Genomic DNA, 21,986 nt, shown 5'->3' on the forward strand with positions numbered 1-21,986 from the left:
ATGCGAGTCCGAAAGCGCACTGTTGAGCATCCCTTCGGGACGCTCAAACAATGGATGGGATCCACGCATTTCCTCACACGTAGGCTGGCCGGCGTCAGCGCGGAGATGAGTCTGAATGTGCTCGCTTACAACATGAAGCGGGTCATGAGAATCATCGGTGCCGAAAGCTTGTTGAAGGCAATGGCGGCGTAAAAGCCCTTGGCTTTTGCTGCTCCAGGTGGCGCTAAAATGCTTCATAAGCGCTCCGGAGCGTTACTGGTGCTGATCGTGGCAAATGCGTGGGCAATCGACTCGCCCAACTGCGCTGAGCTGAGGCATCCACGATACGAAAGTGTTTTTACACACTCTGGGCCGATAGCAGCCAATCCAAAACCTTGCCCTACCCCCCACTCCGCGCTACAGTCCGCCCCGTCACGGTCAATCCCGTGACCGGGTGTAGGAACCCGTTCTGTCCGGGCGCGGTAGCGCCATAGTCGAGAGCAGGCGCTTTTTTTGTGCCTGTTGTTTTCTCGTGCATTTATGGCGGGCCGTGTGAGGCAGGCTTCGGCCTGGCCGGTTCCCTCGGACGCCGGTATTCCTACCCTTGCACGGTCCGCCACCCACGCCCGTAGGAAGGCTGGATGGCGGCTCCTTAAATCGTTCGAGGAGCATAAGGAAAATGCACTATCCCCCTTTTACCCAAGGGCTCCGCCCTGGGCTGCTGGCTGTTGTGCCAACTTCCGTTTTGGAGGTACTGCATGACCAAGTCTGAATCCGTCGTTATCCCCTTCCCTACACCATGCAATCCGTTGCATAGCCATGTAGCCGACAATTGCCCGTTGCAGGCAGCAGCCGAGTATCGGGCAGCGTTGCTGACCAAGCTGTTGCGGCGGATGCCGGAGCCGGAATTGGCAAGCACCACCCACGCACTGCTGAGCGAGTTGATCGTGCTCTACCGCCGGGCTATCGCCCAGGCAGCCGGGAGGGCCGAGCATGATTGAGCTGCAACGCTATCTCACCCACCTGCCCAGCCATGATGGGCAACCGCCTGCCGAATTTGGCTGGAATGCAGATTGCCAAGCGAGCTTCGGCCACGGCGTGCAAACAGCCCAAGCCTGGCTGGACGACGTCAATAGCGGCTGGCTCTGGGCCAATCTGCTGCTGGAGCGCCAGCTGTACCCGCCGGGTGCTCAGCGCCATGCCTTCGAGCTGGGCTTTCTCAGCCGCATCCACCAGCGCCTGTGCTCCCCGCTAGGCGGCAGGCATCAGGCATTGCGAACGGAGTTACAGCTGTAACGACTCAGGCGAGGGCATGCCCTCGCCTTTTCGTTTGGCAACGTATTTTGTGTGCACCGTTCACAAAGCTGTACAGCAACAAAGCGGTGCGCAAGACTTTGCACATAGGCCGCCGGGTAAGATCCGGCTATGGTTGGATCAGCCCATGGCATGGAGCACAGGAAGATGGTCACACTAACCTTATTCCCGAAGCCAGGCAGCACGCGCTTTATCGAGTTCAAACTCAATGACATCAGGCAAGGCTTGGACTTTATCCTCTTCTCACTTGAAAATTTCTCCCACTCAGAAGAGGATCATCTTTCGCTCAGCATTAACGAGCGCGGAAACCAAGACTTCCCAGCTATTAATCTGCAGAAAAACGGCCAATTCTTCCTCTTTCAAGTCTACGTGAGCGATCAACACTCAAGCCTTGAGGAAGGCTGGTACACGCTAGTTGAAAACTCTCTCGACCTGCCTCCTGAAGAGTTAATTTCTACTGTATGGGATGAGCCTGGCGACGACTTCTTCCAAGCCTGCTTCGCCGATGGATTGATGCTTTCTAATTCCCTTCTAGCGTCCAAGAACTCTCTTATAGGCATACTTGAAAAATACACGGATGACTTACCAGCATGGCTGAATCACGGAAAATTCGTAAACTTCGGAATTATCTAACACTCCTTGAGATAAATCTTCTAATGAACAGCCAAGCAACTCAATGAGCACAGTCGAAGACACAGATAAAATTGATGCAATCGGCATCGACAAAAGCACTGGCAATATGATCTTGAAGATATTTGATCACTTGGACTGGTCAGATGAGCCAAGGCACCTTTACCTGCTACAAGAAAAACTCAACGGTTACATTCGCTTCGTGGAGAGCCAAGAAATATACAGCGCTTACCCAGCAGCAAAAGATAAGGAGCTGGCGGTTAGTATCGATTTCGCCAACGCCCTTTCCGCCGATGCGGCTTGCTTTATCGACACGGCAAGCCAAGTCCTGCAAGAAGCCGGTTTAACACTCTCATTCACCGTCGACAGCGTTGAACCCCAAGCATGAAGCACTCCATGTCTGCCTGGCGAGACGACCACTACATCAGCCTCTCGGAGATACTGCTTTGCATCGGCAAATCACTGACCGATCTCCAGTGGTACGTCAAAATTACCGAGGTAGCGCCAGAGCCAGGCGCTGAGCAGCTTGAAGCGCTATCCCCAGCAGCGCCGCTCAGCATTTTTCAACTGCTGCATCTGGTCACACCTGGCATTCAAATCATCGACGGGGAGATAACGGCAAAGGATGAAAGCGGCAAACAACGGCTCTTGCTGCGTGCCGTCGACAGCTCGTCATGGGATGTGGAAACTGACCTTGAGCATATTGTCCGTGCGCTAGAAGACTCATACCCGGAGCTGACGCATATTGAATAGCGAGGCTGCAGGCCGCATGAGCACTGACGATCAGAACATGGTCTTGGCCATCCTCACCCAGGCCATGCTCGGCGCCATTTCCAGCAACGTCCGCATGGTGGCCATCGATCTGAATCGCCCAGTGTGGCCTGTTTCCTTCTTTCTCGAAAAGGACTCGGCAACCGACCGGGAGGAAATCGAGGAGATCATTAGCACCTTCGAGGTCGGAATGATGGATGTCGATATCCCTTGCGCAGGATTCAAAGCCGAGGTGTTGGTGACCCCTGCAACCCAGCCGCTCCCAGAAACACCAGGCGTGAAAGTGTTTCTCAAGCGCGAAGCGCAGTGACGCAGTACTGCCACGGTTACGCAGAACCGAAGAAGGAGCCAGTTTTTATCGTTCCCACGCTCTGCGTGGGAATGCAGCCCTCGACGCTCCAGCGTTTACCACGGGCAGCTGCGTGTTGCGCTGTGACGCAGAGCGTCACGGGCTTGCTCCCACGCCGGAGCGTGGGAGCCATCGTATTCCGTTCACAGATCTGAGCAGCCAAGAGCCAGTACGCAGGGGTTTCATATTTTGATCGTTCCCACGCTCTGCGTGGGCATGCAAGCCCTCGACACTCCACTGTCCACCACAAGCAATTGCGCGCTAGGCCGTGCCGCAGAACGTCACAGACTTGTTCTCACGCAGACGCGTGAGAACCAGGGAAACGGCTCTTGGCAAAACCGCTCCCACGCCTGGCACTCAACGCGGTTCGCCCTTGCCGGCCAAGCGCTCCCGCGCCAGGGCAGTGAAGGCCTTGAGTGCTGCAGACGGATTGCGGCGATTGGGGTAGTACAGGCACAGCCTTTCCAGAGGCGGCGTCCAGCCCTCCAGTACCCGCTCGAACTGCCCGGCCTCGATTTCAGCCCTCACGTCCTGCTCCATGAAGAAGCCAAGCCCTACCCCCGCTTGCACCGCCGCCTTGGCCACACCGGACTCATCGAGCGTGAGCGGCCCGGCGACATCGAGCCTCGTCACCTCCCCTGCCCGCTCGAATTGCCAGGGATAGATCGCACCGTTGGGCAGGCGGATGCGGATGCAGGCATGGCGCAGCAGATCCGCCGGAGTGCGCGGTCGCCCGTGCTGTTCGAAGTGGCCCGGCGTGCCGACCACGGCGTAACGTTGCGGCGCCCCGAGGGGGATGACGATCATGTCGCTGGGCACGAGATTCGCCGAGCGCACCCCGAGGTCGAACCCGCCCGCGACGATGTCCACCAGACGGCCTTCGGTCACCATGTCGATGTGTACGTGCGGATAGCGCTGCAGAAACTCCAGCACCAAGGGCATCAGGGTTGCGCGGGCCGCACTGGCAAACGCATTGATGCGCAGCGTCCCCGCCGGCCCGGCATTATGCGAACGCACCGCTTCAAGCGCCGTACGAACGTCCTGCAACGCCGGCCCGACCTGCTCCAGGTACAGCGCCCCCGCCTCGGTCAGCGACACACTGCGCGTGGTGCGATTGAACAGGCGGGTTTCCAGGCTGGTCTCCAGCTTGGCGATGGTGTTGCTCAAGGCGGTGGTGGACACATCGAGATCGATGGCGGCCTGGCGGAACGAGGCCCGGCGAGCCACGGCCAGCACCGCTTCCAATTCGTTGAGGCCCAGGCGCGGGTCGGCCATTGGATTATCCTGATATTCGGGACGAGTCATTAATTCTGTCCCAGTTGAGCAAATTATCCATCGAGCAGCAAGATCACTCCCGTAGCGCCCTACCCACTACGAGAGGAAATCAGGCCATGAGTCTGCAACTGCCCGAAGCCGTGAACACCTACTTCGCCATCAGCAATGGCGACGACCCGGCACGCCTTGCCACATGCTTCCACGCGGACGCGACGGTGATCGACGAGAAACGCACGCACCAGGGCATCGACGCCATCCTGGCCTGGCAACGGGAGGCTCGGCAGGCCTTCAGCTACCGCGTCGAGCCCGTGGATGCCTCACAGCGAGACGATGCATTGACCGTCACCGCACGCGTAGCGGGCGACTTCCCCGGCAGCCCGGTGCTGCTCAAACACCTGTTCGCACTCACGGATGGCCAGATTCGCTCACTGGAGATCGCACCGTGATGAACCTCGACCTGAACGATAAGCACGTACTGGTCACCGGCGGTACCAAGGGCGTCGGTCGCGCGGTGGTGAACCGCTTCATCGCGAAAGGCGCCAAGGTGCTGACTTCGGCGCGCCAGGTGAACCATGACCTGCCGGATGAACTGTTCATTCAGGCCGATCTGTCGACGCGTGAAGGCTGCGACGCCCTGGTCGAGGAAGCACGCAAGCGCCTGGGCAAGGTGGACATCATCATCCATGTGCTGGGCGGCTCATCGGCCCCCGCGGGCGGCTTCGCGGCGCTGGACGATGATCAGTGGCAGCGCGAATTCGATCTCAATCTGCTGCCGGCCGTGCGCCTTGATCGCGCCCTGCTCCCGATGATGCTTGCACACCAGGCAGGCGTCATCGTTCATGTGACCTCGATCCAGAGCCGACTGCCGCTGGCAGAAGCCACCACCGCCTACGCCGCAGCCAAGGCGGCGCTCGCCACTTACAGCAAGAGCCTGTCGAAAGAAGTCTCGACCCAGGGTGTCCGGGTGGTGCGGGTATCGCCGGGCTGGGTCGAAACTGAAGCGTCGGTCGCCCTGGCCGAGCGGCTCGCGCAGGAGGCCGGCACCGACTATGAAGGCGGCAAGCGACTCATCATGCAGGCCCTGGGCGGCATCCCTCTCGGTCGCCCATCCAGGCCGGACGAAGTGGCGGATCTCATCGCCTTCCTAGCCTCCCCCCGCGCCGCGTCCATCACTGGTACTGAATTCGTCATCGATGGAGGGACGGTGCCGACGGTTTAGCGGGAGCCTGGCGGGAGTAACCGCCAACAAGTACCCGGACATCCGCAGTAACGGTGGATGAGAAAAGCGTCATCCACCCTACGCTGAAGCGCGATGTAGGGTGGACAACGCGAAGCTTGTCCACCTTTGCGTAAAGCACCGTCGATACTAGAAAGAACTCAGCACCTGGGATAGCAGCGCCAGCGAGAAGTCCCGCAACCGGGTAGACACGCTCTGCGTGGAAACGCAGCCCTCGACACTCCAGCGTCCGCAACTGGCAATTGCGTGGTATCGCCATGCTCACACCAGACTACTTTTGCAGGAATTCAACATTGCGGCCTGTGCTGATTGCACTCAAGTATCTGGCCATCGATCACGGCAACTGAGATATTCCGCCGCGCGCCTGACGCCATGACAGGCACCATATTGAAAGGGAGTTTTTCATGTATCACCCCACCGCCTGGCACGTCACCCACTGGCGTGACGATGCCTACAGCCTGGGGGCATACAGCACCCTGTTACCTGACGGCAGGCCGCAACATCGATTTGTGCTGGGCGAGTGCCTGGATGGGCGCCTCGTCATCGCTGGTGAAGCCTGCAATCCCGAGGCGCCAGCCATGACCCACGGCGCCTGGGACGACGGCATTCGCGCGGCCCGCCTCGCCGTCCAGGCCGGAGCCCGGCGAGTGATCGTGATAGGTGCGGGCTGCGCTGGCCTCGGTGCCGCCCGTCATCTGCGCGCCAATGGTATCGACTGCGTGGTGATCGAGGCGCGTGAGCGCGTTGGCGGGCGCACCCACAGCCTGCAACTGGGCGAGGTGACCGTCGACGTCGGAGCGGCCTGGCTGCAGCAGTTCGCGGACAACACATTGGCGCGCGAAGCGGAGCACCTTGGGATAAACATGGTGGCGACCGATTTCAGTCAACCGCTGTCTGCCGCCAGCGACGGGCCGGTTCAGGGTATCGATGAAGCCTGGCAGGCGTTACGCAAAGGTGTCGACCGCAGCCTGCCCCTGGCTGCAGGCATCGAGCGCTACCTGGCGGGTCTGGAGCCGGACCAAGCCCGGGCAACGCGTTATGCGATCGACGGCAACCTGATTATCGAGGCCTGCCTGCCGCTTACCCAGCTTTCGGTGGCATCACTCGACGAGGAAGGCGTCGGTAACGAAGATCGTTTTCTACCCGGCGGCTACAGCCAGATCATCGAGCACCTGGCCAGCGGGCTCGACATCCGCTTGAGCCAGCCCGTCAGCCAGATCGACTGGCGCGACGACGAGCTGCGCATCAATGACGAGCGCGGCGACTTCTGCATCTGCACCGTGCCGCTCGGCGTAATCAAAACCCTGCACTTTCTCCCCGAACTGCCGCCGGCCCAACGCGATGCGCTGGCCCACCTGGGCATGGGTAAGCTGGAAAAGGTCGTGCTGCAGTTCGAGCAGCGTTGGTGGCCGCGCTCGCCGACCGGCTACCTGCGTTGGTACGACACGCCTGCGAGCTGGGTTGAGTGGCTGGACCTGACCGACGCAGTCGGTAAGCCAACCATCGCCGGCTTGATCGCGGCGGATGCGCTGGAGCGTGAATTCACCGGCCGGAGCGACAAGGAGATCGCCTTGGCCGCTCGAGACGCCTTACAGGCCTGGGCCAAGGCCATCGATGCCGCGCAGTGAGCGCTGGCATCGAAAGCAAACACTGGCAGTGCGTAGCGCGCCGGGTGGATCGGATCGCCCCCCCGTACGCCCTACGCACTTGGCCGTCAGTAAGCCTTTCTCCTACCTCACGTCCCCTACACCACCGCCGGAGCCACCGCCCTGGAACGCCAGGCAAACCCCAGCACCATCAGCAGCCCTACCCCCGCCATCGCTGCACCGGCCAGGGAGATCGCCGGATAGCCCAAACCAGCGTTGATCACCGCACCGCCCAGTGCCGCACCAATGGCGTTGCCCAGGTTGAAGGCACCGATATTCACTGCCGAGGCCAGGTTGGGCGCTTCCTTGGCGGCTTCCATCACGCGCATCTGCAATGGAGGCACGATGGCGAAGCTGGCGATGCCCCAGATCAGGATGGCCACGGCGGCCGGCAGCGGCCAGCGCATTAGCACGGTGAAGGCCAGCAAGACCAGAATCAGCGCGCTCAGCGAGACGATCAGGGTGCGGTCGATGGAGCGATCCGCGGCCTTGCCACCCCACACGTTGCCCAACGTCAGGCCGATGCCGTACAGCACCAGCATGGCGGTGATGAAAGCGGTGGACGCCTGGGTCTCACTGCTGAGGATCGGTGCGATATAGGTGAACACGGTGAACATCGCGCTGGAGCCGATCACGGTCAGGGCCAGGGCTGCCAGCACCGGGCCACGGCCCAGCACGCGGATTTCTGCCAGCACGCCGTCGCTTTTCGGCAGCGGCACGTTGGGCAGGGCGAACCACAGCGCGAGCATGGCCAATACACCGAGGCCGGTAATGCCCCAGAACGCCGTGCGCCAGCCGAGCACTTCACCGAACCAGGCCGCCAGCGGCACGCCGCCGATGGTCGCCAGGGTCAGGCCCATGAACATCGCTGCCACCGCCCCTGCGCGTTTGTCTGGTGCGACCACGCTGGCGGCGACGATGGAGCCAACGCCGAAGAAGGCGCCGTGGTTCAGTGAGGTGACCACCCGCGCGATCAGCAGGCTGGTGTAGTCAGTCGCCAACGCCGACATCAGGTTGCCCAGGGTGAAGATGGCCATCAGCCCGATCAGCAGGTAGCGCCGGGGAATCCGGCCGGTGGTCAGGGTCATCAGTGGCGCGCCGAGCAGCACGCCCAGCGCGTAGGCGCTGACCAGCAGGCCGGCAGCAGGAATGGAAACACCGAGATCGCTGGCGATGCCGGGCAACATGCCCATAGGGGCGAACTCGGTGACACCGATGCCAAAGGCCCCGATGGAGAGTGCAACGAGTGGTGGATTGATACGCATGGAAAGGCTCCTCATCTATGCCGCGAATGCTAGGATCCAAACCTCGACGGCGGTAGATGGCATTTCTGGCAAACACCTTTGCTTACGGAGCACAAATGGACTTCAACGGCAGGTCAGGCGACATGGTGGTGTTCGCCACCGTGGCGGAGCAAGGCAGCCTGTCGGCCGCCGCACGTGCACTGGGGCTGACGCCCTCGGCGGTCAGCCGGATCATCGCGCGCACCGAACAGCGTCTCGGCACCCGCCTGCTACTGCGCACCACCCGCGCGATCACCTTTACCGCCGAGGGCGAGGCGTACTTGCGCGGCGCCCGGCGCATCCTTGCCGATATGGCGGAAGTCGAAGAAGCCATCGCCGATCAGGGTGTGCCACGGGGTCGCTTGCGCGTCAGCGCCGCACTCGGTCATGGCCGGCTGGCCATCGTGCCGCTGGTGGCAGCCTTCAGCGCGCGCTACCCGAACATTACCGTCGACCTCAGCCTGGGCGACGAAGTGGTCGACATCCTCGGCGGCCAAGCTGACGTGGCCGTGCGTTTCGGCCATCTGCCGGACAGCCCGCTGACCGCCCGCAAGGTCGGCGAAACCGGCCAGGTGGTGGTGGCCTCCCCCGATTACCTAGAGCGCCATGGCACGCCGCAGCAACCGGAAGACCTGCTGCAGCACAACTGCCTGCGTTTCAACTTCCGCCGCGCCGAACCCAACTGGCCGTTCATCCGTGACGGCCAGGCGTTCTCGCTCAAGGTCTGCGGCAATATCGAATGCAGCAGCGGCGAGGCGCTGGCGCAGTTCGCCCGGGTCGGCGCCGGCATCGCACGCATCGGCGAATTCAGCGTCGCAGAGGACCTGCAGCGCGGCGACTTAGTGCCGCTGCTGCAAGCCTTCAACCCCGGTGATCGGGAGCCGATTCATGCGGTGTTCGTCGGCGGCTCGGCGATGCCGGCACGGGTGCGGGTATTCGTGGATTTCCTGCTGGAACATCACTGTATGTGAGCGGAACGAGTGCTTGGCACTGGACCACTGCGCTTGGCCCTCCCCCTCACGGATGGCTGCGCTCTCTAGGAAACCCGGACTACATCTGCATTTCCGCCAAGGCTCTGCGCAATGGTGCGTCTGATATCTGTATCGGCCCGTGGAAAGGAATGTCCATGTCCAGAACCAGGTACACGGAGGCGGCAATCAGCAGTGCAGACAAGGCGAACATGCCAATCACCATCGGGTTGTTCGGCGCGCGATAGCCAAAGCTGGCGTAGATCAGCGTCATCCAGGCGACGAGCATGCCGATGAGAGGCATCGGTATCGTCCCTTCGGACTGCTCCACGATTCGCCAACGCTGTTCTATGAGTGAGTGGTACTGCTGGCGAAGGTCACTGAGCATGGTTTCTTGATAACGAGTTTCGGGCCTGATGGCAGCCAGGACCACACCGATGTCATCCAGAAACTGAGTAGCGGGACTCGCTCGATGCTGAAGTGCTTCATCGCCGCGATAAGGATTGGCGATAGCGTGCTCCACGTAGGCGGCCAGGTGTTCGCGCGTGTCCTGCGCCCGGTCACCGTAGGTCTTCAGGGTTCGATCGAAAATGATCAGGCTGGTCGCGTAGGCGTGCATGTTGGTGTCGATCGCTTCGAAGGTGTTCTTGGCCGAATTGATCATCAGGCCGAACACCAGCGAGGTCATGACCACAAAGATATTGGCGACCAGGCGAACCACTGTGTTGGTCTCTTCATCTCGGTGACGAGCCGAGAGTTTGGGGTACCAATGCATCATGAGCAGGGATGCCGACAACAGACATACGAAGACACCCGCTGCGATCCAGACCGATTCCATATGTGCGCCTATTTCGCTATACCGCCAGAAGATCGTGGCTCAAAACGCTGAAGCGTCAACTCCAGGGCTTCAACCCTCGCGGCGGCTGAGTACATCTTGAGCACTCCCACGCGCTGCGTGGCAATGCCATCCGGCGTCCACACGCTGGGCAGCACTCAGGGCGTCATGGCCTCGCACTCACGAGGGCGGGAGCTATCGAACACGTCGATCACTCGACGCCCTTCTGCGCCAAATCCGCCAACACCTTGCCATTCAATTTCATGATCTTTCCCACGCTCTGCGTGGGAATGCAGCCCTCGACGCTCCAGTGTCCACCACGGGCAGTTACACGCTGTGCTGTGACGCAGAGCGTCACGGGCTTGCTACCACGCCGGAGCGTGGGAGCCATCAACACAACTACTCCCCGTCTCGCTCCACCAACCCTGCCAACACCTTGCCATTCAATTCATGCAACGTTCGCTGCTCGTCGGCGGTTAGCCCTGAAAGCACGCGCTGCAGGTTGGCCACATGGGCCGCGAGCATGCCGTCGATCAATTCAAAGCCGGCCGGCGTCAGCGCCACGAGCACGCCACGGCGGTCGCTGGGGTGTTTGCGCCGCTCGATCAACCCGGCCTTTTCCAAACGGTCGATGCGGCTGGTCATGCCGCCTGAGGAAATCATCGCGCTCTCGTACAGCACCGTGGGCATCAGCGCATAGGGCTCACCCGAGCGGCGCAAGGTCGCGAGCAGGTCGAACTCACCGGCCTGCAGGCCGTGCGCGGCGAAGAATGGCAGCAGGTGATCGCGGCTGATCACCTGGCTGAGCTCGCCCAGGCGGCCGATCACCGCCATGGAAAAACCATCCAGATCTGGCCGCTGTCGAAGCCATTGTTCGGCAGCCAATTGTGCGCGGTCTTGCATATCGCCCTCGATTTATCTTGCCATCAAGATACTTTTCAAAAAGAATGTTTGCATCGTAACGCATTCACTCTCAGGAGACAGCTGCATGCCCGGCTCCCAATTTCGTCCCGTTCTCGCCTTGTCATTATTGCTCACCATCGGCGCACTGATGGGGCTGACCAGCATCCTGGTGAAACTGGCCGGCAACGTCGGCTGGTCAGCCATGGCCTACCTGCTCTGGAGCCTGTTGGGCGGCGGCTTGCTGCTGTTGCTGTTCACCTGGCTACGCGGCGAGCGCCCCGGCATCAGCCCTGGGTTGCTGGGTTATTACCTGGCGTCGGGGCTACTCAGCATCGCCGTACCGAACGGTTTGCTGTTCAGCTCGATTGGTCATGTCGGTGCCGGTTTCGCCTCGATGTGCCTGGCCTTCCCACCGCTGATCACTTATCTGCTGGCCCTGGCCTTGCGCATGGAAGGGCTGAGCCGCATTCGTCTGCTGGGCATCTGCATCGGCCTGGCCGGCAGCCTGTTGCTGGCGCTGGGCAAGCTCAACGCCGGCGACAGCCCCCTGTTATGGGTACTGGCGGCGCTCTGCGTGCCGGTATTCCTGGCGCTCGGCAATATCTACCGCGCTCGCTACTGGCCGAAAGGTGCCAGCCCGCTGTCCCTGGCCCCCGGCATGCTGCTCGGCGGCGCGCTGCTGCTGGTGCCGCTGGGCCTGTTCGGCGTCGACCTCGCACCCCGCCTGGAAGGTACTGCGGCAGTGGGCCTGCTGGCCTTGCAGATGCTGCTGTTCGCGGCCGTCTATGCGCTGTTCTTCGTTCTGCAGAACCTGGCCGGCACGGTGTTTCTCAGCCAGATCGGCTCGGTGGCAGCAATCACCGGTGCGGCCATCGCCATCGGCCTACTCGGCGAACAGGGCAGCCTGAGCATGCTGTTGGCGGCGCTGTGCATCATCGGCGGCGTACTGCTGGTGGCCTGGGGTGGGGCGAAGGAAACACAAGCATGAAGCGCCAGCCCCTGCTGCTGATCGCCATCGTTCTGCTCGGTCTGAACCTGCGCCCAGTGTTGGCGGCCATCGGCCCGTTGCTCGACCGTATCCAGCTAGATAGCGGCCTGGATCATATCGGTGCCAGCCTGCTGACCAGCCTGCCCGTGGTGATCATGGGTCTCGGCGCCCTGGCCGCTGGTCTGTTGCGCCAGCGCCTTGGCGAACGCAACGGGATTCTCTTCGGCGTACTGCTGATCGCTCTCGCCTGTCTGCTGCGCGGCGTGCTACCAGATGCCACCACCCTGATTGCCACCGCACTGCTGGCTGGCGCCGGGATCGCCTTCGTCCAGGCATTACTGCCGGGTTTGATCAAGTCGCGCTTTGCCGCCGACAGTGGTCGCCTGATCGGTTTCTATAGCTGCGCGATCATGGGCGGCGCGGCCTTCGGTGCAGCGCTGACGCCTTGGCTGGCGCAGTCGCTGGGCTGGTCATGGGCGCTGGCGAGCTGGACGCTGCCTGCCGTGCTCGCGGCAGCATTCTGGCAACGCACGGCGCCCGCACAGGCCGCGATGGCAGCGCAAACGCTGCCTCATCTGGATGTCTGGCGTTCACCCAGGGCATGGTTGCTGATGAGTTTCTTCGGTGTGGGCACCGCCGGTTATACGCTGGTACTGGCCTGGTTGCCGCCGTACTACACAGCACTGGGCTGGAGCGCGCAGTCCAGCGGGCTGCTGCTGGCGGCGCTGACGCTCTGCGAGGTGTTCGCCGGCCTGCTGGTATCGAGCCTGCTGCCGCGCTACCCGGATCGGCGTGCACTGCTGGCGGTGGTGTTACTGGCGCTGCTGGCGGGTCTGCTCGGCCTGATCTTCGCGCCGCTGCAACTGGTAGTGCCAATCTGCCTGCTGCTGGGCGTGGGCATCGGCGCGCTGTTTCCGCTATCGCTGGTGGTGGCCCAGGATCACCTGGACGACCCGCGCCAGACCGGCGACCTACTGGCCTTCGTGCAGGGCGGCGGCTACCTGATCGCCGCCACAGCGCCATTCCTGGCAGGCCTGCTGCGCCAGTACACCGCCGACCTGCGCCTGAGTTGGCTGGCAATGGCCGCTGCTACCCTGGTGCTGATGAGCATGGCCGCCCGCTTCAAGCCGGGCAGCGGCCGCTTCCATACTCGCCCCCTGCCACCTGCCTAGGATCTAGGGCGGACTCAGGAGCGAAGCGAACAGTCCGCCGATCCATTTCAACCACGAGCGTTAGAAACCAGAGCGGCGTACTGCTTCACGAGTACGCCCTATGGCCCTGCGCTTCCTACGCCCGCCCTAGCTGCCGCTAGCGATAAACCGGAAAGCGCCGACACAGCTCCGTCACGTCCTGGCGCACCCGGTCACGCACTTCCATTTGCGCTTTGCCACCTACCTCGAGCGAATCCAGTACGTCGCACAGCCAGCCGGCCAGGCGTCCGCATTCGGCAATACCAAAGCCACGCGTGGTCACCGCCGGCGTGCCTATGCGCAGCCCCGAGGTCACGAACGGTGAACGCGGGTCGTTGGGCACCGAGTTCTTGTTAGCGGTGATATGCGCATCGCTCAGCGCTGCGTCCGCCTCCTTGCCGGTATAGGGCTTGTCGGACAGATCGATCAGCATCAGGTGGTTGTCAGTGCCCCCCGAGACGATGCGATAGCCACGCTGCTGCAGCACGGCGGCCATGGCCCGGGCGTTGCTGACCACCTGGCGCTGATAAGCCTTGAATTCAGGCAGCAGCGCCTCCTTGAAGGCCACGGCCTTGGCAGCGATGACGTGCATCAGCGGCCCACCCTGGATACCCGGGAATACCGCGGAATCGAGCCGTTTATAGAAGTCGTAGCCCTGCCCCTTGGCCAGGATGATGCCGCCACGCGGGCCGCGCAGGGTCTTGTGGGTGGTGCTGGTGACCACGTGGGCATGCGGCAGCGGGCTGGGATACTCACCGGCGGCCACCAGGCCGGCGACATGTGCCATGTCCACCCAGAAGGTCGCCCCTACCCTGTCGGCGATGGCGCGCATGCGCGCCCAATCCTTGTGGCGTGAGTAGGCAGAGAAACCGCCGATCAACATCTTCGGCCGGGTCTCCAGAGCGATACGCTCCATCTCTTCGTAGTCGATCAGGCCGGTTTCGGGGTCGAGGCCATAGGGCACGATGCGATAATGTCGCCCGGAGAAGTTGGACGGATTGCCATGGGTCAGGTGACCACCCTGCGCCAGGTTCATGCCCATCACGGTGTCGCCAGGGTTGGTCAACGCCAGAAATACCGCCGCGTTGGCCTGGGCCCCGGCATGAGGCTGGACGTTGGCGTAGTCGCAATCGAACAACGCCTTGAGCCGCTCGATGGCTAGGCGCTCGGCCACGTCCACATGTTCACAACCGCTGTAGTAGCGTTTGCCCGGATAACCTTCGGCGTACTTGTTGGTGAACACCGAGTTCTGCATCGCCATCACCAGCGGGCTGGCGTAGTTCTCGGAGGCGATCAGTTCGACGTGATCTTCCTGGCGGCCTTCTTCCAGGCGCACGGCCTCGGCCAGTTCAGGGTCGAAGTCGGCCAGACTCAGGGCGGTGTCATACATGGGGGTCATTTCCTTGTGGGTCAGTTCGCAGGTTTCAGTAACTGGGTAACACGCCGCGCGATCTCGTCGATCTGCGCCTCGCTGCAGATCAACGGCGGCAGCAGGCGAATCGTGCTGTCACGGGTAACGGTGATCAGCAGGCGCTGTTCGGTCAGCGCCCTTCCCACCAGTTCCTTGCACGGCCTGTTAAGTTCGATGCCGACCATCAGACCCTGCCCTCGGATGGCAATGACCTCGGGGTGATTGCCCAGCGCCTGCCGCAGTCGTCCGAGCAGGCGGTCACCCAGTACAGCTGCACGCTCCGGCAGGCGCTCGCGCTGCATGATCTCGAGCACGCTGCAAGCCACCCGGCACGCCAGTGGATTGCCACCAAACGTGGAGCCATGCAGGCCCGGAGAGAACAGATCAGCCGCCGCCCCGCGTGCCAGGCAAGCGCCAATCGGCACACCGTTGCCCAGGGCCTTGGCCAGGGTCATCACGTCGGCGGTGATGCCCGCATGCTGATGGCCGAACCAGGCGCCGGTGCGCCCCATGCCTGACTGAATTTCATCGACCATCAACAGCCAGCCATGCTGGTCGCACAAGGCGCGTAATTCACGCAGATAAGCACGACTGGCGACGCGGATGCCGCCCTCGCCCTGCACCGGTTCGAGCAGCACCGCGACGATGTCCGGATGCTGCTCGGCAGCCCGACGAACAGCTTCGATATCGTCGTAGGGCATACGCACGAAGCCCTCCAGCAATGGCTCGAAACCGGCCTGCTTGGCTGGGTTGCCCGAGGCGGACAGCGTGCCGAGGGTGCGTCCATGGAAGCCGTTGTCCATCACCAGAATCGTCGGCTGGGCAACGCCGCGGCGCTGGCCATGCAACCGCGCCAGCTTGAGAGCTGCCTCGTTGGCCTCGGCCCCCGAGTTGCAGAAGAAGGCGCGCTGCATCCCGGTGAGCGCGCAAAGGCGCTCGCCCAGCCGCTCTTGCCAATCGATACGGAAGACGTTGGAGGTGTGCAGCAGCATCCCCGCCTGCTCGGCGATGACCGCCGCGATCTCCGGGTGAGCATGGCCCAGGCTGGTGACAGCCACACCGGCGATGGCATCGAGGTACTCGACACCCTCTTCATCCCACAGCAGCGCACCGCTGCCACGAACGAAGGACAGCGGTTGGCGGGCATAGGCACGCATCAGATGGGAATGAGCGGTGGACATGGATCGAACCTCACGGCAGCAATGGAAAAGATCAGGGTTGTTCAGCGGGCACGGCGCCCGGCCAGTAGTGGCTGTCCGGCAGCGCGCGGGCGCCGAAGATCGCCTGGCCGACGCGCACCACCGTGGCGCCCTCCTCGATGGCGATCTCGAAATCCCCCGACATGCCCATCGACAGCGCCTCCAGCTCGACGCCAGATGGCGCGTCCTCGCGCAGTCGATCGCGCAGCTCACGCAGGCGCACGAAGCACTGGCGCACCCGCTCGGCCTCGCTGGAGAACAGCGCCAGGGTCATCAGCCCGCGCACCCGCAGCGCGGAAAATGCCGGCAGTGCCTGGACGAACGTCGCTACATCCTTCGGGGCGAGGCCGTACTTGCTCGCCTCGCCGGAGGTGTTGACCTGCACGAACACGTCCAGTGCACGGCCTTCGACCTGCAGGCGGCGATCCAGCGCCTCGGCCAGGCGCAGGCTATCCAGGGCTTGGAATTCCGTGGCGAAGCGCGCCACCAGCTTGGCCTTGTTGGTCTGCAGGTGACCGATCACCGACCATTGCAAGTCGCCCAGGTCCTGCATGGACTGCCACTTGCCATGGGCCTCCTGCACCTTGTTCTCGCCGAGCATCCGGCAGCCGGCGGCATAGGCCAGGCGCAGGCTGGCCTCGGGCTTGGTCTTGCTCACCGGCAGCAGGCGCACCGTGGCCGGGTCGCGATCGACACGCCGGCAGGCCACCTCGATGCGCCGTTGTACATCGGCCAGGTTGTGGCGGAAATCTTCCACCGAGAGGGCCTCGGGGTAGCGACCGTGACGGTGGTGACGGGTGGAGGTGGGATGATCGACTGGCATCAGCTCACCCCCTTGTTCACCGGTAGCTCCGCCGCGCCGGTCTGCGCCGGGCGTGGTGACCACCGCCCATTGAGCACGGCATACGCCAGCAGCCCGATCACCAGCCCCCAGAACGCACCGCCGATGCCCAGCAGATTGATGTTGGCGGCCGCCGCCAGGAAGGTGATCAGCGAGGCCTCGCGGGTTCGTGCATCGGCCATGGCGCTGGCCAGGCTGCCGCCAATGGTGCCGAGCAATGCCAGGCCGGCCAGCGTGCTGATGAAGGTCGCTGGAAAGGCCATGAACACCGCTGCCAAGGTGACGCCGAATACGCCGACCAGGATGTACAGCCCCCCGGCGGCGATACCGGCGATCCAGCGTTTTGACGGGTCTTCGTGAGCCTCACGCCCGGTACAGATGGCCGCGGTGATTGCAGCAAGATTGAAGGCGTGCGAGCCAAATGGCGCCATCAACAGGGAACCGAGCCCAGTGATGGTGACGATGGGATTGGCGCTGGTGGTGAAGCCATCGTTGCGCAGCACCAGCATGCCGGGCATGTACTGCCCGGTCAGGGTGATCAGGAACAGTGGCAGCGCCACGCTCAGCAGGGCATTGAGGGAAAACGCCGGCAAGGTCAACACCGGCGCCGCCAGTGTCAGGCTCACTGCAGACAGGTCGACACGCGTCTGCAACAACAGAAAGGCCAGGCCCAACAGCAGGATGCCGACCACGGCATAACGCGCGCTAAAACGCTTGAACACCAGATACACGATGATCAACAGCCCAGCCAGCAACGGGTCGAGGCTGACACTGGCGAACGCGCCGATGCCGAACTGCAGCAGGATGCCCGCCAGCAAGCCGGCCGACACCCCGTTCGGAATCAGGCGGATGACCCGCTCGAACCAACCCGACAGGCCCAGTAGGACGAATGCCGCCGCCGAGATCAGGTAGGCGCCCACGGCCTCGGCGTAAGGCGTGCTCGCCAGTGCCGTCACCAGAAATGCTGCGGCAGGCGTCGACCAGGCGGTGATGATTGGCGCTCGAGCAATCCAGCTCAGAAAGATGCCCGTCACCCCCACACCAATGGAGATCGACCACACCCAGGAAGCCGTCAGCTCAGGGCTGAGACCGGCCACCTTGGCGGCCTGGAACACCAGAATGAAGGTGCCGCCGTAGTTGACGATGACCGAGATCAGCCCCGCCACGACGGGATGAGCGAGATCGCCAAAACGGATAGACGAAGACAAAGGGTTGGCAGACATGGCCTGACAAGGACTCCTGAAAGACTGGGGAGAAGGCTTGCGAGGCACCGTTATAGACCTAGAATGGCCTGATTTATCCTACCACTTTCACCAAGAGACACCGACCAATTGTTCAAACATGCCCAGCTCGAATCCGTCAAAGCCTGGATCGGCGACCCGGCGCATGGCGGCCAGCCCCTGCACTTGCGCGTGCAGCGGGCGATTCGCCAGTTGATCCTCGATGGCGTGCTCGATGTGGGCAAGCCATTGCCGGCATCACGCGCCCTGGCCAAATCCCTGGAGGTATCGCGCGATACGGTCGAAGCGGCGTACGGCCAGTTGCATGCCGAAGGCTTCATCGAACGCCGCGTCGGCAGCGGCAGCTTCGTCTCGCCACGTACACAGCGCCTACCGGGGCGTGGCAAGGCCAGGCGCACGCCATCGCGCCAGGCACAGCCACGTCTCAGTCAACGCGGCGCTGCCATGTTCGCGAACGGTGGTGTGCGCGATTTTCTGATGCCACGCCCATTCGCTCCCGGCGTGCCGGAGACTCGCAACTTTCCCCTGCAGACCTGGGAACGCCTGCAGCGCCAGGTACTCAAGGAACATGGCCACAGCGCTCTACTGCACAGCCCACCGCAAGGCGTGGAGGCACTGCGCCGCGCCATCGCCGATTACATCAACCTCGAACGAGGCGCCAGTGCCACGGCAGAACGCGTACTGATCCTCACCAGCTCGCAGCAGGCGCTGACGCTATGCGCCACCGTGCTGCTCGATGCCGGTGAGCGCATCTTCATCGAAGACCCGGCCTACCACGGCGCGCGCAAAGCCTTCGAGGCGGCTGGCCTTGAGTGCGTACCGGTGCCGCTGGATGAGCACGGCATGCAGGTGGAACGACTGAACCACGATGGCGAATCCGCCAGGGCGGTGTTCCTTACCCCGTCGCACCAGTTCCCGACGGGCGCGACGCTGGCGCTGGATCGCCGCCTTGCCATCATCGAGTGGGCGCAGCGCCAGCAGGGCTGGATCATCGAAGACGACTACGACAGCGAATTCCACTACGCCGGCAAACCGACGGCCTGCGTGCAGGGGCTCGACCCCCACGAACGCACGATCTACATCGGCACCTTCACCAAGTCGCTGTTTCCCGGCCTGCGCATCGGCTACATGGTGCTGCCATCCGTGCTAGTCGCACCGATGACCGTGGCCCGCACGCTGCTCGACGGGCACAGCGCGCCGATACCGCAGCTCACCCTCGCCCGCTTCATCGAGGGTGGTCACTTCGGCGCACACATTCGCACCATGCGCGCCGTCTATGCTGAACGCCGCGATGTGCTGGCGCGCCTGGTGCGTGAGCATCTCGGTGAGTTCGTCGAAACGCAGGTACCCGGCGGCGGCATGCAGATGCCCTGCACGTTCATCCGCGATATCGACGAAGACGAACTGGTGGCCGCCGCGCGACAGGCCGGAATCGACCTGCTCGGGCTGAGCGCCCTGCACGCCACCGAGCGTCGCATGTCCGGCTTCCTCATGGGCTTCGCCGCCCATGCACCACATGAGCTGGAACCTGCAGTGAAGACGCTGGCCAACCTGCTACGTGACCTATGCCGCTAAATGAGCTAGCCCGCCCCCAAGCTGCTCCGAGAGCTCAGGGACTCAGATTACCTCTTGCCCTTCTCTGACGCGCTTCAGCTGCGACAACTCAATCTCAAGCCAGCTTCACGTGCGCGGCATGTTCTTGGTCACGCAGTGAATACCACCACCTCCTGCCGCAATCGGGTCGATGTTGACCTGCACCACGGTGCGCCCCGGATAGAGTTGGGTCAGCAGATCCTTGCAGTACTTGTCGGCAGCAGCGTCGCCGAACTGCGGGGCGATCACCGCGCCGTTGATCGGCAGATAGTTGATATAGCCCGGCGCGAAATCCGGGTTGTTGCGGGTGTATACGTTGCTGCGCACCTTCAAGGGCGGCGGCAGGGTATGCACGGCCAGGCGGCGGCCATCGGCATCGGTGGCGTTTTTGAGAATCTCCAGGTGCGTGCGCGTCACCGCGTAGTCATAGGACTTGGGGTCGTTGTCGAGGTTGGCGATGATCACGCCCGGTCTTACGAAACGCGCATAGAAATCGACGTGTGCGTCGGTAATGTCCTTGTTCTTGATACCGGGCAGCCAGATGATCTTGCGCAGGCCGAGATTGGCCTTCAGCTCGGCCTCGATCTGCCCACGGCTCATGCCTGGATTGCGGTTGCCGTTGACCCAGCAGCTCTCGGTGATGATCGCCGTGCCATGGCCATCTACCTCGATGCCACCGCCCTCGCCCACCAGTTGGCTGGCCAGGTAGTTGACGTCCAGCTCGTAACTCAGGGCATCGGCCACTTTGCTGTCGCTACCGGCGCGCTGCTTGCCGCCCCAGCCATTGAAGTTGAAGTCGACCAGGCCGATACCGCCCTGGCCATCGACCACGAAACAGCCGCCATAGTCGCGCACCCAGACGTCGTCCAGCGGCAGCGTCAGGAAGTCGATATTGCTGGTGCCGCATTTGCTTCGGGCCTGGCTCAGTTGATTGGCGCGGCACAGAACGGTCACAGGCTGATAGCGGGCGATGGTCTTGGCCAGCATGGCGATGCAATTGTTGACCGGCGCGGCGAAGTCTTCCCAGATTGCCGTGGAGGCGGCGAAGGCCAGGAACACGCGCTCCTGCGGGCCGTGCTCGTCCGGCATGTACCAACTGCTGGCCAGGGCTGCACGCGCGCGCTGTGCGTTCAGGCCAAGGCCCAGCGAAGCGACAGCGCCCAGCCCGGCGGCAGCCGTCAGTTGCTTGATGAAGTCTCGACGGGTCGACATGGTTGTACTCTCCTGCGAGTGAGGCGGCTCAGTGGCTGCGCGCTGTCTTGAAGTGATTCCACGCACGCACCCGTGCGCGCATGTCACGTTGGGGGATGTCCTTGCCGGGAATCAGCCGCGCATAGGTGGCCTCGTCGACATAGATGTCGGGGTTGTTGCGCATGTCGTCCGCGACCATCGGCCGGGCCTTGGCACTCGAGGTGGGATAGCCGGTGAAGTTGCTGATCGCCGCCATGTTTTCCGCGCGCATGACGAAATTGATGAACGCGTAGGCGTACTCCGGGTGGCGGGCATCCACGGGGATGGCCATGGTGTCCATCCACACCGTGGTGCCCTCGCGCGGGACGTGGAAGCGAAAGTCCACGACGCTGCCGGCTCCGCTAGCGGCACGCTGCGCCTGGGTGACGTCGCCGCTGTAGCCGAGCGACAGGCACAGGTTGCCGTTGACCAGATCGGTGACCGGCTGCGACTGGAATTTGCGAATGTAGGGTTTGATCGCCAGCAGCAGCTCGGTGGCAGCTTTCAGGTCATCCGGCTTGGCGCTGCGAGGCGAGCGACCGAGGTAGTTGAGCACCACGGCCATGACTTCGTCCGGCGAGTCGATCATGGAGATGCCACAGTCGGCGAACTTCGCGGCGTTCTCCGGCTTGAACAGCAGATCCAGGCTGTTGACCGGCGCATCGCTCATGCGCTTGTCGATCATCGCCGCGTTGTAGGTGATGCCGATGCTGCCCCAGGTGTAGGGCACCGTTGCATGCCGCGAATAGGGGTATTGGGTTTGCAGTGCGAGCAGCCCCGGCTCGATGTCGGCCAAGTGCTCGAGTTTGCTCGAATCGAGCTTCTGCAGGGCTCCCGCGCGCATCAGCCGCTCGGCCACGGTGTCACCGGGAAAGATCAGGTCATAGCCGCTGCTGCCGGCCATCATCTTGGCCTCCAGCGTCTCGCTGCCCTCCATGACGTCGTAGATCACCCGGATGCCGGTCTCTTTGGTGAAGTTGGCCAACGTGTCTTCGGCGAAGTAGTCGGCCCAGTTGTACAGACGCAACACCTTCTCGGCCGCCTGGGCCTGGATGCTGCAGAGCAGCAGAGTGCTGATGAGCAACGCGCTTCTGATCTTCATC

The 21,986-nt window shown here is 62.8% G+C and carries 24 protein-coding genes; 14 read left to right on the top strand and 10 right to left on the bottom strand.

Going from position 1 to position 21,986, the window contains the following annotated elements; all coding sequences use genetic code 11:
• The 7 genes from BM059_RS17290 to BM059_RS17320 form a co-directional block, all read left to right on the top strand.
• Positions 1-192, top strand: a 192-nt coding sequence (locus tag BM059_RS17290) for a transposase (RefSeq protein WP_074940430.1), incomplete at its 5' end; no start/stop codon positions are given.
• 545 nt (positions 193-737) lie between these two features.
• Positions 738-980, top strand: a complete 243-nt coding sequence (locus BM059_RS17295) for a hypothetical protein (RefSeq protein ID WP_074940432.1) — start codon at positions 738-740, stop codon at positions 978-980.
• A complete protein-coding gene (locus BM059_RS17300; protein ID WP_074940435.1) occupies positions 973-1,275 on the top strand; it encodes a LasR-specific antiactivator QslA in 303 nt (100 codons plus the stop codon). Before BM059_RS17295 ends, BM059_RS17300 begins: the two co-directional genes overlap by 8 nt.
• Positions 1,276-1,440: 165 nt before the next feature.
• Positions 1,441-1,926: a hypothetical protein gene (locus BM059_RS17305; protein ID WP_074940437.1), complete on the top strand. Its 486-nt coding sequence runs from the start codon at positions 1,441-1,443 to the stop codon at positions 1,924-1,926.
• Positions 1,927-1,969: 43 nt separating this feature from the next.
• A complete protein-coding gene (locus BM059_RS17310) occupies positions 1,970-2,311 on the top strand; it encodes a DUF6572 domain-containing protein (protein ID WP_074940440.1) in 342 nt (113 codons plus the stop codon).
• Between the two features lie 8 nt (positions 2,312-2,319).
• On the top strand, positions 2,320-2,676 hold the full coding sequence (locus BM059_RS17315) for a hypothetical protein (RefSeq protein ID WP_139220758.1): 357 nt from the start codon (positions 2,320-2,322) through the stop codon (positions 2,674-2,676).
• A gap of 16 nt (positions 2,677-2,692) precedes the next feature.
• The gene (locus BM059_RS17320) at positions 2,693-3,004 is read left to right on the top strand and encodes a MafI2 family immunity protein (protein ID WP_074940447.1); all 312 of its coding nucleotides are present in this window, start codon (positions 2,693-2,695) and stop codon (positions 3,002-3,004) included.
• 396 nt (positions 3,005-3,400) lie between these two features.
• Here BM059_RS17320 and BM059_RS17325 read toward each other — a convergent pair whose 3' ends face one another.
• The gene (locus BM059_RS17325; RefSeq protein ID WP_074940449.1) at positions 3,401-4,318 is read right to left on the bottom strand and encodes a LysR family transcriptional regulator; all 918 of its coding nucleotides are present in this window, start codon (positions 4,316-4,318) and stop codon (positions 3,401-3,403) included.
• A gap of 116 nt (positions 4,319-4,434) precedes the next feature.
• On the opposite strand from BM059_RS17325, the gene BM059_RS17330 reads away from it, so the two are divergent.
• From BM059_RS17330 to BM059_RS17340, 3 genes are all read left to right on the top strand, one after another.
• Positions 4,435-4,764, top strand: coding sequence for a nuclear transport factor 2 family protein (locus tag BM059_RS17330; protein WP_074940452.1), 330 nt, complete (start codon positions 4,435-4,437; stop codon positions 4,762-4,764).
• Positions 4,764-5,537: an SDR family oxidoreductase gene (locus tag BM059_RS17335; protein WP_074940454.1), complete on the top strand. Its 774-nt coding sequence runs from the start codon at positions 4,764-4,766 to the stop codon at positions 5,535-5,537. Before BM059_RS17330 ends, BM059_RS17335 begins: the two co-directional genes overlap by 1 nt.
• Before the next feature lie 422 nt (positions 5,538-5,959).
• Positions 5,960-7,183: a flavin monoamine oxidase family protein gene (locus BM059_RS17340; protein ID WP_074940457.1), complete on the top strand. Its 1,224-nt coding sequence runs from the start codon at positions 5,960-5,962 to the stop codon at positions 7,181-7,183.
• A 116-nt stretch (positions 7,184-7,299) separates the two neighbouring features.
• Here the strand turns inward: BM059_RS17340 and BM059_RS17345 are convergent, their stop codons facing one another.
• Positions 7,300-8,466 (bottom strand): MFS transporter, encoded by a 1,167-nt coding sequence (locus BM059_RS17345; protein ID WP_074940460.1) that lies wholly within the window; start codon positions 8,464-8,466, stop codon positions 7,300-7,302.
• A gap of 95 nt (positions 8,467-8,561) precedes the next feature.
• Between BM059_RS17345 and BM059_RS17350 the strand changes: the two genes are divergently transcribed.
• Entirely contained in the window at positions 8,562-9,455 is an 894-nt protein-coding gene (locus tag BM059_RS17350) for a LysR family transcriptional regulator (RefSeq protein WP_074940464.1), read from the top strand.
• A 79-nt stretch (positions 9,456-9,534) separates the two neighbouring features.
• On the opposite strand, the gene BM059_RS17355 is transcribed toward BM059_RS17350, so the two are convergent.
• Both BM059_RS17355 and BM059_RS17365 read right to left on the bottom strand, forming a co-directional pair.
• Entirely contained in the window at positions 9,535-10,290 is a 756-nt protein-coding gene (locus BM059_RS17355; RefSeq protein ID WP_037005418.1) for a bestrophin-like domain, read from the bottom strand.
• A 396-nt stretch (positions 10,291-10,686) separates the two neighbouring features.
• The gene (locus tag BM059_RS17365; protein ID WP_074940470.1) at positions 10,687-11,190 is read right to left on the bottom strand and encodes a MarR family winged helix-turn-helix transcriptional regulator; all 504 of its coding nucleotides are present in this window, start codon (positions 11,188-11,190) and stop codon (positions 10,687-10,689) included.
• Positions 11,191-11,275: 85 nt separating this feature from the next.
• Here BM059_RS17365 and BM059_RS17370 point away from each other — a divergent pair, with 85 nt between their 5' ends.
• Both BM059_RS17370 and BM059_RS17375 read left to right on the top strand, forming a co-directional pair.
• A complete protein-coding gene (locus BM059_RS17370) occupies positions 11,276-12,178 on the top strand; it encodes a DMT family transporter (protein ID WP_074940473.1) in 903 nt (300 codons plus the stop codon).
• Entirely contained in the window at positions 12,175-13,350 is a 1,176-nt protein-coding gene (locus BM059_RS17375; protein ID WP_074940476.1) for a cyanate transporter, read from the top strand. The genes BM059_RS17370 and BM059_RS17375 overlap by 4 nt, the downstream gene beginning before the upstream one ends.
• Before the next feature lie 136 nt (positions 13,351-13,486).
• Here BM059_RS17375 and glyA read toward each other — a convergent pair whose 3' ends face one another.
• Genes glyA through BM059_RS17395 form a run of 4 tightly spaced genes read right to left on the bottom strand, consistent with a single transcriptional unit; the run spans position 13,487 to position 18,042 of the window.
• Positions 13,487-14,758 carry a serine hydroxymethyltransferase gene (glyA, locus tag BM059_RS17380; protein ID WP_074940479.1) on the bottom strand — a complete coding sequence of 424 codons (1,272 nt, stop codon included), beginning with the start codon at positions 14,756-14,758 and terminating at the stop codon, positions 13,487-13,489.
• Positions 14,759-14,778: 20 nt separating this feature from the next.
• Positions 14,779-15,960 carry an aspartate aminotransferase family protein gene (locus tag BM059_RS17385; protein WP_074940482.1) on the bottom strand — a complete coding sequence of 394 codons (1,182 nt, stop codon included), beginning with the start codon at positions 15,958-15,960 and terminating at the stop codon, positions 14,779-14,781.
• Between the two features lie 31 nt (positions 15,961-15,991).
• Positions 15,992-16,801, bottom strand: a complete 810-nt coding sequence (locus BM059_RS17390) for a YggS family pyridoxal phosphate-dependent enzyme (RefSeq protein WP_074940485.1) — start codon at positions 16,799-16,801, stop codon at positions 15,992-15,994.
• The gene (locus BM059_RS17395) at positions 16,801-18,042 is read right to left on the bottom strand and encodes a benzoate/H(+) symporter BenE family transporter (RefSeq protein ID WP_074940487.1); all 1,242 of its coding nucleotides are present in this window, start codon (positions 18,040-18,042) and stop codon (positions 16,801-16,803) included. Before BM059_RS17395 ends, BM059_RS17390 begins: the two co-directional genes overlap by 1 nt.
• A gap of 108 nt (positions 18,043-18,150) precedes the next feature.
• On the opposite strand from BM059_RS17395, the gene pdxR reads away from it, so the two are divergent.
• The gene (gene pdxR, locus BM059_RS17400) at positions 18,151-19,635 is read left to right on the top strand and encodes a MocR-like pyridoxine biosynthesis transcription factor PdxR (protein ID WP_074940489.1); all 1,485 of its coding nucleotides are present in this window, start codon (positions 18,151-18,153) and stop codon (positions 19,633-19,635) included.
• 105 nt (positions 19,636-19,740) lie between these two features.
• Here the strand turns inward: pdxR and BM059_RS17405 are convergent, their stop codons facing one another.
• Both BM059_RS17405 and BM059_RS17410 read right to left on the bottom strand, forming a co-directional pair.
• Positions 19,741-20,865 carry an agmatine deiminase family protein gene (locus tag BM059_RS17405; protein WP_074940492.1) on the bottom strand — a complete coding sequence of 375 codons (1,125 nt, stop codon included), beginning with the start codon at positions 20,863-20,865 and terminating at the stop codon, positions 19,741-19,743.
• A gap of 28 nt (positions 20,866-20,893) precedes the next feature.
• Entirely contained in the window at positions 20,894-21,985 is a 1,092-nt protein-coding gene (locus BM059_RS17410) for an extracellular solute-binding protein (protein WP_074940495.1), read from the bottom strand.
• Position 21,986: the final 1 nt, after the last annotated feature.

The sequence above is a fragment of the Ectopseudomonas composti genome, assembly GCF_900115475.1.
Classification (GTDB): Bacteria; Pseudomonadota; Gammaproteobacteria; order Pseudomonadales; family Pseudomonadaceae; genus Aquipseudomonas; species Aquipseudomonas composti.

What these genes read in the sequence shown, in the direction of transcription:
- BM059_RS17295 (WP_074940432.1), top strand. Translation starts at nt 738, where the DNA reads ATGACCAAGTCTGAATCCGTCGTTATCCCCTTCCCTACACCATGCAAT.
- BM059_RS17300 (WP_074940435.1), top strand. Translation starts at nt 973, where the DNA reads ATGATTGAGCTGCAACGCTATCTCACCCACCTGCCCAGCCATGATGGG.
- BM059_RS17305 (WP_074940437.1), top strand. Translation starts at nt 1,441, where the DNA reads ATGGTCACACTAACCTTATTCCCGAAGCCAGGCAGCACGCGCTTTATC.
- BM059_RS17310 (WP_074940440.1), top strand. Translation starts at nt 1,970, where the DNA reads ATGAGCACAGTCGAAGACACAGATAAAATTGATGCAATCGGCATCGAC.
- BM059_RS17315 (WP_139220758.1), top strand. Translation starts at nt 2,320, where the DNA reads ATGTCTGCCTGGCGAGACGACCACTACATCAGCCTCTCGGAGATACTG.
- BM059_RS17320 (WP_074940447.1), top strand. Translation starts at nt 2,693, where the DNA reads ATGAGCACTGACGATCAGAACATGGTCTTGGCCATCCTCACCCAGGCC.
- BM059_RS17325 (WP_074940449.1), bottom strand. Translation starts at nt 4,318, where the DNA reads ATGGCCGACCCGCGCCTGGGCCTCAACGAATTGGAAGCGGTGCTGGCC.
- BM059_RS17330 (WP_074940452.1), top strand. Translation starts at nt 4,435, where the DNA reads ATGAGTCTGCAACTGCCCGAAGCCGTGAACACCTACTTCGCCATCAGC.
- BM059_RS17335 (WP_074940454.1), top strand. Translation starts at nt 4,764, where the DNA reads ATGAACCTCGACCTGAACGATAAGCACGTACTGGTCACCGGCGGTACC.
- BM059_RS17340 (WP_074940457.1), top strand. Translation starts at nt 5,960, where the DNA reads ATGTATCACCCCACCGCCTGGCACGTCACCCACTGGCGTGACGATGCC.
- BM059_RS17345 (WP_074940460.1), bottom strand. Translation starts at nt 8,466, where the DNA reads ATGCGTATCAATCCACCACTCGTTGCACTCTCCATCGGGGCCTTTGGC.
- BM059_RS17350 (WP_074940464.1), top strand. Translation starts at nt 8,562, where the DNA reads ATGGACTTCAACGGCAGGTCAGGCGACATGGTGGTGTTCGCCACCGTG.
- BM059_RS17355 (WP_037005418.1), bottom strand. Translation starts at nt 10,290, where the DNA reads ATGGAATCGGTCTGGATCGCAGCGGGTGTCTTCGTATGTCTGTTGTCG.
- BM059_RS17365 (WP_074940470.1), bottom strand. Translation starts at nt 11,190, where the DNA reads ATGCAAGACCGCGCACAATTGGCTGCCGAACAATGGCTTCGACAGCGG.
- BM059_RS17370 (WP_074940473.1), top strand. Translation starts at nt 11,276, where the DNA reads ATGCCCGGCTCCCAATTTCGTCCCGTTCTCGCCTTGTCATTATTGCTC.
- BM059_RS17375 (WP_074940476.1), top strand. Translation starts at nt 12,175, where the DNA reads ATGAAGCGCCAGCCCCTGCTGCTGATCGCCATCGTTCTGCTCGGTCTG.
- glyA (WP_074940479.1), bottom strand. Translation starts at nt 14,758, where the DNA reads ATGTATGACACCGCCCTGAGTCTGGCCGACTTCGACCCTGAACTGGCC.
- BM059_RS17385 (WP_074940482.1), bottom strand. Translation starts at nt 15,960, where the DNA reads ATGTCCACCGCTCATTCCCATCTGATGCGTGCCTATGCCCGCCAACCG.
- BM059_RS17390 (WP_074940485.1), bottom strand. Translation starts at nt 16,801, where the DNA reads ATGCCAGTCGATCATCCCACCTCCACCCGTCACCACCGTCACGGTCGC.
- BM059_RS17395 (WP_074940487.1), bottom strand. Translation starts at nt 18,042, where the DNA reads ATGTCTGCCAACCCTTTGTCTTCGTCTATCCGTTTTGGCGATCTCGCT.
- BM059_RS17405 (WP_074940492.1), bottom strand. Translation starts at nt 20,865, where the DNA reads ATGTCGACCCGTCGAGACTTCATCAAGCAACTGACGGCTGCCGCCGGG.
- BM059_RS17410 (WP_074940495.1), bottom strand. Translation starts at nt 21,985, where the DNA reads ATGAAGATCAGAAGCGCGTTGCTCATCAGCACTCTGCTGCTCTGCAGC.